Origin of the sequence: Arthrobacter sp. efr-133-TYG-118 (genome assembly GCF_030209755.1) — a bacterium.
Taxonomy (GTDB): domain Bacteria; phylum Actinomycetota; class Actinomycetes; order Actinomycetales; family Micrococcaceae; genus Arthrobacter.
In genome coordinates, this window is the sequence record NZ_JARVRH010000023.1 from 88009 (window position 1) to 97529 (window position 9521).

At 63.0% G+C, this 9521-nt stretch carries 9 protein-coding genes; 5 read left to right on the forward strand and 4 right to left on the reverse strand.

From position 1 onward, the window contains the following. Window positions 1-20: 20 nt before the first annotated feature. From QRN59_RS18190 to QRN59_RS18200, 3 genes are read left to right on the forward strand one after another with little or no spacing between them, the layout of a single operon-like run. Window positions 21-1361, forward strand: coding sequence for a glutamine synthetase family protein (locus tag QRN59_RS18190; protein WP_284751784.1), 1341 nt, complete (start codon window positions 21-23; stop codon window positions 1359-1361). 9 nt (window positions 1362-1370) lie between these two features. Then, the gene (locus QRN59_RS18195) at window positions 1371-4382 is read left to right on the forward strand and encodes a bifunctional [glutamine synthetase] adenylyltransferase/[glutamine synthetase]-adenylyl-L-tyrosine phosphorylase (RefSeq protein ID WP_284983874.1); all 3012 of its coding nucleotides are present in this window, start codon (window positions 1371-1373) and stop codon (window positions 4380-4382) included. Window positions 4383-4432: 50 nt separating this feature from the next. Beyond that, window positions 4433-4954, forward strand: a complete 522-nt coding sequence (locus tag QRN59_RS18200) for a GNAT family N-acetyltransferase (RefSeq protein WP_284983875.1) — start codon at window positions 4433-4435, stop codon at window positions 4952-4954. Window positions 4955-4961: 7 nt separating this feature from the next. Here QRN59_RS18200 and QRN59_RS18205 read toward each other — a convergent pair whose 3' ends face one another. Beyond that, complete coding sequence (locus QRN59_RS18205; protein WP_284983876.1) at window positions 4962-5222, reverse strand: hypothetical protein; 261 nt, start codon at window positions 5220-5222, stop codon at window positions 4962-4964. Window positions 5223-5623: 401 nt separating this feature from the next. On the opposite strand from QRN59_RS18205, the gene QRN59_RS18210 reads away from it, so the two are divergent. Then, on the forward strand, window positions 5624-5788 hold the full coding sequence (locus QRN59_RS18210; RefSeq protein ID WP_148667595.1) for a DUF2207 domain-containing protein: 165 nt from the start codon (window positions 5624-5626) through the stop codon (window positions 5786-5788). Window positions 5789-5975: 187 nt separating this feature from the next. On the opposite strand, the gene glnA is transcribed toward QRN59_RS18210, so the two are convergent. Next, window positions 5976-7400, reverse strand: a complete 1425-nt coding sequence (glnA, locus tag QRN59_RS18215) for a type I glutamate--ammonia ligase (RefSeq protein ID WP_236816953.1) — start codon at window positions 7398-7400, stop codon at window positions 5976-5978. Between the two features lie 318 nt (window positions 7401-7718). Here glnA and QRN59_RS18220 point away from each other — a divergent pair, with 318 nt between their 5' ends. Beyond that, entirely contained in the window at window positions 7719-8156 is a 438-nt protein-coding gene (locus QRN59_RS18220; protein WP_284983877.1) for an RDD family protein, read from the forward strand. A 65-nt stretch (window positions 8157-8221) separates the two neighbouring features. Here the strand turns inward: QRN59_RS18220 and QRN59_RS18225 are convergent, their stop codons facing one another. Both QRN59_RS18225 and QRN59_RS18230 read right to left on the reverse strand, forming a co-directional pair. Next, window positions 8222-8986 (reverse strand): DUF4191 domain-containing protein, encoded by a 765-nt coding sequence (locus QRN59_RS18225; RefSeq protein WP_284983878.1) that lies wholly within the window; start codon window positions 8984-8986, stop codon window positions 8222-8224. Window positions 8987-9075: 89 nt separating this feature from the next. After that, window positions 9076-9521, reverse strand: a 446-nt coding sequence (locus tag QRN59_RS18230; RefSeq protein ID WP_502871079.1) for a lipoyl synthase, incomplete at its 5' end; no start/stop codon positions are given.

Here is a 9521-nt window from a genome sequence, read left to right on the forward strand (position 1 = left end):
TGACCCGGAAATGAGGCCCCATGGACCGCCAGCAAGAGTTCGTTCTGCGGACTATCGAAGAGCGTGACGTGCGCTTCGTACGCTTGTGGTTTACCGACGTCGTCGGTTCCCTGAAATCGGTGGCACTTGCGCCGGCAGAAGTGGAGGGCGCCTTCGAGGAGGGCCTGGGTTTCGACGGCTCGGCGATCGAGGGCCTCGCCAGGGTTTTCGAATCCGACATGCTGGCCCAGCCGGACCCCTCCACGTTCCAGATCCTTCCGTGGCGTGGTGAAACCGAGCAGACCTCCAGGATGTTCTGCGACATCCTGACCCCCGACGGCGAGCCGTCGGCTGCCGATCCCCGGAACGTGCTCAAGCGCACCCTCGCCAAGGCGGCGGACATGGGCTTCACGTGCTACACGCATCCTGAGATCGAGTTCTACCTCCTCAAGTCCCAGGACCTCGACGCCAACGGCGTTCCTGTTCCCGTTGACGAGGGCGGCTATTTCGACCACGTGCCCGGCGGTGTGGCACAGGACTTCCGCCGCACGGCCGTCACCATGCTTGAATCCGTGGGCATCTCCGTGGAGTTCAGCCACCACGAGGGCGGACCCGGCCAGAACGAGATCGATCTCCGGTACGCGGATGCCCTCCAGACGGCGGACAACATCATGACCTTCCGCACGGTCATCAAGGAAGTGGCCCTGCAGCAGGGTACCTACGCCACGTTCATGCCCAAGCCGTTCACGGACCACCCGGGTTCAGGCATGCACACGCACTTCTCGCTGTTCGAGGGCGACACCAATGCCTTCTACGAGGCCGGCGCCGAATTCCAGTTGTCCAAGACCGCGCGCCAGTTCATCGCCGGTATCCTGCGCCACGCGCCGGAATTCACTGCCGTCACCAACCAGTTCGTCAATTCGTACAAGCGTCTCTGGGGCGGAGGCGAAGCGCCGAGCTACCTGAGTTGGGGCCACAACAACCGTTCCGCCCTGGTTCGTGTGCCGCTCTACAAGCCCGGCAAGGGCCAGTCCGCACGGATCGAATACCGCGGGATTGACTCCGCCACCAACCCGTACCTCGCCTACGCCGTGTTGCTGGGTGCCGGGCTCAAGGGCATCGAGGAAGGCTACGACCTTCCGGCTGCGGCGGAAGACGACGTTTGGTCGCTAACCTCGGCCGAGCGCAAGGCGATGGGGCACACGCCGCTGCCGGCCAGCCTCCACGATGCCATCCGCGCCATGGAGGATTCGGAACTCGTCGCGGACATCCTCGGCGAACAGGTCTTTGACCACTTCCTGCGCAACAAGCGTGCGGAATGGCAGGATTACCGGCTCCAGGTCACGCCCTACGAGCTCAAGCGCAATCTCGGCATTCTCTAGGCTGTGAGTGTGAGCCTGGCCCGCCGGCTCATCTCGGCCGGTTTCAGCGATCTTGAAAAGGGTGAACGGTTCCTTGCCGCGCGTGAACTCGACGGCATCGACCAGGACACGATCTTTGCCGGTCTGCACCTGAGCGCCAACCCGGACACCGCGCTCCAGTCGCTTGTCCGTTTGATTGAGAAGCATCCCTCGCTCAGGCAGCTCGCGGGGGAGGACCCTGATCGCAGTGAACCGCTTTACCGCTTGCTGGGGGCATCCGAGGCCTTGGGGGAGTTCCTGATCAGGCATCCGGAACATCTGGACGTCTTCGATGTCCGCGTCAGCCCGGAGCCCTTGTCCGCCGACGCCGGTGAGTTGCGGACGAAGCTGCTCCGATCGGTCAAGGCAGACCCCAATTCTCCCCGGCCCGTTGCGGCGATGACGGGAGCCAGAGCCTACACCGCTCTGCGGACGGCTTACCGGCGCGGGCTGACCGAACTGGCCATCAAGGACCTCTGCGCCGCCAGTCCCCAGGACTTCATGCCCGCGGTCGGCGCCGAACTGGCCGACCTCGCCGGTGCGGCGATAGAGGCGGCCCTCGCGGTTGCCAGGGCAGAAGCAGCGGCGACTTTCGATCCCGCCGATATTGCCGGCGTCGGGCTGGCCGTCATCGGCATGGGCAAATGCGGTGCCCGTGAGCTCAACTACATTTCCGACGTCGACGTCATCTACGTGATCGAGGCGCCGAACCTGGAGGACGCCGAGGCTGCAACCATCGGCACGGCCTTGGCCGCCGGGATCTCCCGTGCCATTTCGTCCACGGGATCCGAACCAGGGTTGTGGGAGGTCGACGCGAACCTCCGGCCGGAGGGGAAATCGGGTCCCCTTGTCAGGACGTTGCCCTCGCACTTGAGCTACTACGGGAAGTGGGCTGAAAGCTGGGAGTTCCAAGCGCTCCTCAAGGCCCGGACGATCGCAGGGGACACGGATCTGGGCTCGCGTTACGAGCAGGCCGTCCAACCGCTCGTGTGGGCTTCGGCCGGCCGCGAAGGATTCGTGGAATCGGTGCAGGCGATGCGCCGCAGGGTGACGAACAACATCGCCCCGGCAGAAGAACAGCGCCAGATCAAACTCGGTCCCGGCGGCCTGCGCGATGTCGAGTTCACGGTGCAGCTCCTGCAACTCGTCCACGGAAAGTCCGATGAAACGCTCCGTTGCCGGGATACAACGTCGGCAATATCCGCACTGTCCGCCGGTGGCTACATCGGCCGGGTGGACGCCGCGGCCTTCGACGCCGCCTACCGCTATCTGCGGGTTCTCGAGCACCGCATCCAGTTGTTCCAGATGCGCCGTACCCACCTGATGCCTACGAGCCAGGAGTCCTTGCGTTTCCTCGCAAAGGCCGTCCTGGGGCCCTTTTCGACGGGCAGGCCGCATCCGGACGCCTTGATCGAAACCTGGCAGAAGACCAAACGGTCCGTTCGCGAACTACACGATCGGATCTTCTACCGGCCGCTGCTCAACACGGCCGCGAAGCTGAGCACCGAAGACGCCCGGCTCACTCCGGAAGCCGCCCAAGGCCGGCTCGCGGCACTCGGTTACCGCGACCCGCAAGGCGCCATGCGCCACATCGAGGCCCTCACGGCGGGGGTCAGCCGCCGCGCCGCCTTGCAGCGGCAACTGCTCCCCATCCTTCTCGGCTGGCTCGCCGAAGGTGTAGATCCCGACGCCGGACTGCTCGCCTTCCGCCGCGTCAGCGAAGCCCTCGGAACCACCCATTGGTATCTCGGGATGCTCCGGGACTCCAAAGCGGCGGCCGAGCGGCTGTGCCACGTGCTCTCCAACTCACGGTTGATCGCGGACCTCCTGGAGGTTTCCCCGGAATCCGTTGCGTGGCTTGGTGCCGACAAGGAACTTATGCCCCTTAGCTTCGAAGCGCAGTGGCAGGAAATCCAGTCCAAGATGTCACGCCACGCCGATCCCGCGAACGCGATGCGGCTCATCCGGCTCATCAGGCGCCGGGAAATCCTGCGGATCGCCATTGCAGACAGTTCCGGCCTCCTGGAACAAGACGCGGTGGGCGCGGCACTGGCCGATGCCGACCGGGCGGCGGTTCTGGGCGCCTTGCACGTCGCCGAGGCTATCGTGGCTACCGAGGGCCCCCTCAAGACGCAAGTGCTGGTGGTTGCCATGGGCAGGCAAGGCGGACGGGAGATCGGCTACGGCTCTGACGCCGACGTCATGTACGTCCATCGTGCTCTTCCCGGCGCGAGTGAATCCGAAGCCCAGCAGCAAGCGCTCGCGATCGTGGGGCACATTTCCACGTTGCTGACCCAACCCCTCAAACCGGCCATCCTGGCGGAGCGGGTCCTCAGCGTCGACGCCGATCTTCGCCCGGAGGGGAAGAACGGGGCCATGGTCCGTTCCCTCGAGTCATACGCGGAGTATTACCGCCGGTGGTCCCTCATCTGGGAAGCCCAGGCGCTGTTGCGGGCCCAGCCAATGGCCGGGAACGACGATTTGGCCGCGGAGTTCCTCCGGCTCATCAACCCGATCCGCTACCCGGAATCGCTCGCAGAAACAGACGTGCGGGAGATCCGACGCGTCAAGGCACGGGTCGAGTCGGAACGGCTCCCGAGAGGCGCCGATCCGGCCAGGCATGTAAAGCTCGGCAGGGGCGGACTCAGCGACGTCGAATGGCTTGTGCAGCTGCTGCAGCTCCAACACGCAGGGAAGCATTCGCAACTCCGGACGCCTTCCACCCTGCAGGCCCTCGACGCCATTGAGTCGTTGGGCTTGATCGACAGGAGTGACATCGTGTTGCTACGCGAAGCCTGGCGGCTCGCGAGCCGTATCCGATCGGCGAATGTGATTTGCACCGGGCGTGCATCCGATCTCCTCCCGGCCTCCCGCAGGGATCTAGAGGCCGTTGCCAGATGGTGTGGTTACGCTCCCGGGCAAGCCGCGGTGTTCGAGGAAGATTATCTGCGCCTGAGCCGGCGGACCCGGGCCGTGTTTGAGAAGGACTTCTACGGCCAGTGAGCTCCCGCTCCAGCCGTCCCGCGGAGTGCGGAGGCGGCTAAGCTCGAAGGATGCTGGAAACCGTGTGGCTCATTCCCTTGAAGGATCTCGACGACGATGCCCGCGCCATTAAGCTCGGCGACGTCGCGGCCATGGAAGTGGCCGCGGGGCAGGAAGACTTCGTCGGGGATCCGTTCAAGATGATGCTCATGGGTCTCGAAGACGAAAGCCGCCTGCCGTACGTGATCGAAGCGGCCGGTGCCGCCGTCGGAGTCTTCACCTTGCAGGCGGGCGCCGCGACCTTGGCGGGATGGCCCGACGACGATTCCGCGTGGCTCTTGCGCGGGTTCCTGATCGACCGAACGAGCCAGGGGAGGGGCCTGGGCTCCCTGTCAGCTGTAGCTGCGGCCCGGGAAGCGCAGAAGCTGACAGCGAGGCTGGGCGGCGGGCAGGACGGCGTCGTACTTTCGGTTAACGAACGCAATCCCGCCGCCCAGGCTGCGTACGCAAAAGCGGGTTTTCTCCAGAGGGGCAGGTACCTGGGTGGTTCCTCCGGTCCGCAATGGACGATGTACCGGAGGTTCGGCGGCTAGGCCGTATCTAGGACTCGACGAGCGTCAGGATTGTTTCCGGGCGCACGCCGTCGAATTTCATCGCGTCGGCCGCAACTTCGGACTCCATCATTCGCTGGAATGTTTCCATGTCCGGGACTTCGACGATCAGGCCAACACGGTTGGTTTTTGCCGGGTCTGCGAACGTTCGAACCGTAATGCCCATGGGTCCGAAGATTTCTTCCCGTTTTGGTGAGCTGAGCCAGTGCTCAACGTCGTCGACCTCATGGAAGATCATCAAGGTTGTCATCGTATGCCTCCGCTTTCAGAAGTTGCGTCAGGAGCCGGAAGGGATGAGGACTCGCTCCTAAGCATCCTGATCACGCTGAACGTACCACGGCGTCCACTGCGGCGACAGAGCATGGACCCTCGCTCACTTATATGGGTGTTTGACCGGACCCTCGCTCACTTGTGTCATCCATCTGGGCAACGCCCCTGCAGTCATGGCTTCAAGGTGGACACGCTCGTTATTTTTTGTGAGCGAGCGTCCCGGGCAGGGCGGCTATATGTGAGCGAGGGTTTGGGGGAGGGCCATCGCTGGTGGGTCTTGGCGGATTGGAATAATAAGCATGCTTACAGTAAGGTTGCTGAGGTTTGCACAGCGATAAAGGCAATCATCAGAATGTTTACGACTGAAACGGAAGGTACATCATGAATGTCATCCTCGGAATCGTCGCGGTCATCGCGATCCTTTTCTTTATCATTGGCGGAACTGTCAAGGCCCTGGGATTCCTTCTCTGGATCGCCCCGATACTGATCGTCTTGGCGATTATCGTCTTCCTCTTCAGGTTGATTAGCGGGCGCCGGCGGGTGTAGGAAAATTGGGGGTCCGGCCCCGGCGATCCGGGGCCTTTGCAAAAGGACGGCTGTGTCTTAGCGGACACAGCCGTCCTTTTTTGTGGGCTTGCGCCCGTCGGCCCTATTCGCGTCTGTGGACGTTAAAGGAAAAGGGCCACAGTTCACAAAATGAACTGCGGCCCTTCATCTGCCTCTTGCGGTGTTACTAGACGCCGTAGTAGAGCTCGAACTCGTACGGGTTCGGGCGCAGCGACAGCGGACGGATCTCGTTCTCGTACTTGTACTCGATCCAGGTGTCGATCAGGTCCTGGGTGAAGACGCCGCCGGCCTGCAGGAACTCGTTGTCCTCGCGCAGGGCCTCGAGTGCTTCCTCAAGCGAGCCCGGAGCCTTGGGGATGTCCTTGGCTTCCTCGGCGGGCAGTTCGTACAGGTCCTTGTCGATCGGAGCCGGGGGCTCGATGCGGTTGCGGATGCCGTCGATACCGGCCATGAGCTGGGCGGAGAACGCCAGGTACGGGTTGGACGCGGCGTCCGGAGCGCGGAACTCGATGCGCTTGGCCTTCGGGTTGGAGCCCGTGATCGGGATGCGGATGCCGGCGGAGCGGTTGCCCTGCGAGTAGACCATGTTGACCGGGGCTTCGAAGCCCTTGACCAGTCGGCGGTAGGAGTTGACCGTCGGGTTGGTGAAGGCGAGCACGGCAGAGGAGTGCTTCAGCAAGCCGCCGATGTACCAGCGTGCGGTGTCGGAGAGGCCGGCGTAGCCCTTCTCGTCGTAGAACAGCGGGTCACCGTTGCTCCAGAGGGACTGGTGGCAGTGCATACCCGAGCCGTTGTCACCGAAAATCGGCTTCGGCATGAAGGTTACGGACTTGCCGTACTCCCACGCGGTGTTTTTGATGACGTACTTGAACTTCTGCAGGTCGTCGGCAGCGTGCACCAGCGTGGTGAACTTGTAGTTGATCTCAGCCTGGCCTGCGGCGCCGACTTCGTGGTGCGAGCGTTCGACTTCAAGGCCTGCTTCGTCCAGGGCGAGGCACATAGCGTCGCGGAGGTCGGCCTGGTGGTCAACCGGGGATACCGGGAAGTAGCCGCCCTTGAAGGGGGTCTTGTAACCGAGGTTTCCGCCTTCTTCTTCGCGGCTCGTGTTCCACGGGGCTTCAATCGAGTCGACCTTGTAGAAGGAACCCTGCGGGGAGGATTCGAACTGGACGTTGTCGAAGACGTAGAACTCGGCTTCGGGAGCAAAGAATGCCGTGTCCGCAATGCCAGTGGAGGCCAGGTAAGCTTCGGCCTTTTCGGCAACGCCGCGCGGGTCGCGGTGGTAGGGGTCACCCGTGCGGGGGTTCACGATGGAGAAGTTCAGTGCGAGGGTCTTCTCGATGCGGAAGGCGTCGATGAAGGCCGTGGTGACGTCCGGGATGAGCTGCATGTCGGACTCGGCGATGCCCTGGAAACCGCGGATGGAAGATCCGTCAAAGAGCTGGCCGTTGACAAAAAAGTCAGCGTCAACGCTCTTGGCCGGCACATTGAAGTGCTGCTGGACGCCCGGAAGATCGGTGAAGCGGATATCGACGAATTTAACGTCTTCGTCTTTGATGAACTTGAGGACTTCGTCCGCAGTCTTGAACATCTATGCTCCTAACGCATAACAGGTAACAGGCCCTCGGGCCGTCTGGTCCAGCGCAAACCGAAAGCAGGGAAACAAAAAAGTATCCCTGATTCGGCGGCTAGCAACTTCTCCAACCATAGGGAAATGGGATTTCCCCGGAGTGTCAGTATTGTTTCGGGCAGGTTACAGAACAGCCTGCCGTGTAAACGCTACTGGTCTACTGCAGTGCCAGTCTATGTCTTACGCCTGTGTGTCTGTTTCCTTGCGAACACTGTGAACGTTCCACCACCTGCGACCACCACCGCCAACCATCCGATGGTGAAGCCGTAAGCTTGAAGCGTGGTTGATCGCAGAGATATTGGTTCATGGCTCACAGGGCCTGACACGTCCGGAATTTCCAAGTACCCGGGAGCGCGGCTCGGCCTGCCCGAGTCCGGCCCCGGCTCGATGGCCCGGGCCGGCCGTCGCATCCTGGCAATCTGCATCGACTGGGTCATTGCCTTGGTGATCAGCAACTTTGCCTTCGGTGGCAACCAGTGGGCGACGCTCGCCGTCTTCGCGGTGGAACAGATCCTTCTCATCGGCACGCTCGGCTACAGCATCGGACACCGGGTTGCCGGCATCCACGTGGTGCGGCTCGGAGGAGCACAGGCGGGACCCTTGGCTGCCTTGGTCAGGACGATCCTCCTGTGCCTGGTGATTCCTGCAGTTGTTTTTGATCCCGACCAGCGCGGCCTCCACGACAGGGCCATGAACACCATTCTCATTCGGATGTAACTTTTACGCGGACAAAAAAGCCGCCCGTTCCTGGAGATTACAGGAACGGGCGGCTGTGGTCTTGGTTAGCGTCCGCGTGCTGCCTTGCGGTCAGGGCGTGCCTTGTAGGGGTCGATGCCCTTGGGGATCGGCAGGCGGTTGCCCAGCGAAGAGATCCGCTTGCTGACCGCGCCGACCTCAACCTTGGTGAGCTCGTTCTTGTATTTGTTCATGGTCTTTGCGATTTGGCTGATGGGCACTTGGCCTTCGCCGCGACCGCTTTCGATCACGTGAATGGTGACGTTCGGCAGGATACGGGCGAGCTTCTTGCGCTCGGCGTCAACCAAGGGCTTGACGCGGTGCGACGGTCCTTCGCTGACCAGCACGACGCCGGGACGGCCGATGGCGCGGAAGACAGCGTCCTGGGTACGCGGGTTGACGGCGACCGGCTGGTCCTCAGTGATCCAGCCGCGGCGCAGGGTCCCCAAAGCCGCGCCGGAAGCTCCGGGCTGGTTCTCGATCTGCGCGAAGGCCGCCCGTTCCGCGCGGCGCGAGAGGATGAAGACAGCGGCCAGCAGGCCCAAGGGGATGCCGATGATCAGGCCTGTGACCCAGTTGTTCAGGAGGAGCCCGACGACGAGGCTGACAGCAACGACGCCAAGGAACGCCAGCAGCATGAGCCACACAACGATGGGGTCATTGCGGCGGGTCATCTTGAAGACCTCGCCGATCTGCTTCAGCTGGCTCGGCTTCTTGGCCTTGGCTTCCTTGGGCTTGCGGGAAAACAAGCCGCGCTTGGGAGCGTCGGCAGCCGATGTTGTCGAGTTGCTGGAATCAGGGGATTTCGCCATAGTGCCTTAATTCTACGTGATTTATGCCAAAGGACCGGACGCCGGATTTGCCCGGGGTCCGGTCCTTTGACCGTGCTTTAGCCGACGTGCTATGCGTGGTGTGCGAGGAGGGTGCGGGCTTCCTGGCGGGTGGTGCCGGAGTCCTGGATGCCTTCGGCGATGTGGGCCAGGTGGGCGGGGATTTCGCGGCCTTTCTTGCGCATCGCGGTGGCCCAGAGGCGTCCGGCGCGGTAGGAGGAGCGGACCAGGGGGCCGGACATGACGCCGAGGAAGCCGATTTCCTCGGCTTCGGTGGCGAGCTCGACGAATTCCTGGGGTTTGACCCAGCGGTCCACGGGCAGGTGCCGTTCGGAGGGGCGCAGGTACTGGGTGATCGTGATCAGGTCACAGCCCGCGGCGTGCAGGTCGGCAAGGGCTTCGGAGATCTCTTCCCGGGTTTCGCCCATGCCCAGGATCAGGTTGGATTTGGTGACCATGCCGGCGGCCCGGCCCTGGGTGATGACGTCCAGGGAGCGGTCGTAGCGGAACGCGGGGC